At 64.6% G+C, this 942-nt stretch carries 1 protein-coding gene; it reads left to right on the top strand.

Annotation, left to right across the window (positions count from 1 at the left end; translation table 11 throughout):
* Window positions 1-30: 30 nt before the first annotated feature.
* Window positions 31-942: recombinase RecA (gene recA, locus QZH66_RS17055; protein ID WP_345783869.1), on the top strand; the 912-nt coding region annotated here is incomplete at its 3' end.

Genomic DNA, 942 nt, shown 5'->3' on the forward strand with positions numbered 1-942 from the left:
TTCATCCCGTTGATTTTCAAGGAGATTTCCATGAACGCACCCATCAGCCGCAGCATGCCCGCCGACGGTGAAAAGGCCAAGGCCCTGGCGGCCGCGCTGGCGCAGATCGAGAAGCAGTTTGGCAAGGGCACCATCATGCGCCTGGGCGAGGGCGAGGTGATCGAGGACATCCAGGTCGTCTCCACCGGCTCGCTCGGCCTCGACGTGGCGCTGGGCGTGGGCGGCCTGCCGCGCGGCCGCGTGGTCGAGATCTACGGCCCGGAATCGTCGGGCAAGACCACGCTGACGCTGCAGGTCATCGCCGAGATGCAGAAGCAGGGCGGCCAGTGCGCCTTCGTCGACGCCGAGCACGCGCTCGACATCCAGTACGCGCAAAAGCTCGGCGTGAACCTGCAGGATCTGCTGATCTCGCAGCCCGACACCGGCGAGCAGGCGCTCGAGATCGTCGACAGCCTGGTGCGCTCGGGCGCGGTGGACCTGATCGTCATCGACTCGGTGGCCGCGCTCACGCCCAAGGCCGAAATCGAGGGCGACATGGGCGACAGCCTGCCCGGCCTGCAGGCGCGCCTGATGAGCCAGGCGCTGCGCAAGCTCACCTCGACCATCAAGAAGACCAACTGCATGGTCATCTTCATCAACCAGATCCGCATGAAGATCGGCGTGATGTTCGGCTCGCCCGAAACCACCACCGGCGGCAACGCGCTCAAGTTCTACGCCTCGGTGCGCCTCGATATCCGCCGCATCGGCTCGATCAAGAAGGGCGAGGAAGTGGTCGGCAACGAAACCCGCGTCAAGGTGGTCAAGAACAAGGTCTCGCCGCCGTTCAAGACGGCCGAATTCGACATCCTGTTCGGCGAAGGCATCTCGCGCGAGGGCGAAATCATCGACATGGGCGTGGTGGCGCGCATCGTCGAAAAGTCGGGCGCTTGGTATGCCTACAAC

It is taken from the genome of Stenotrophomonas sp. YIM B06876 (assembly GCF_030711595.1).
In the GTDB taxonomy this organism is placed as follows: domain Bacteria; phylum Pseudomonadota; class Gammaproteobacteria; order Xanthomonadales; family Xanthomonadaceae; genus Stenotrophomonas.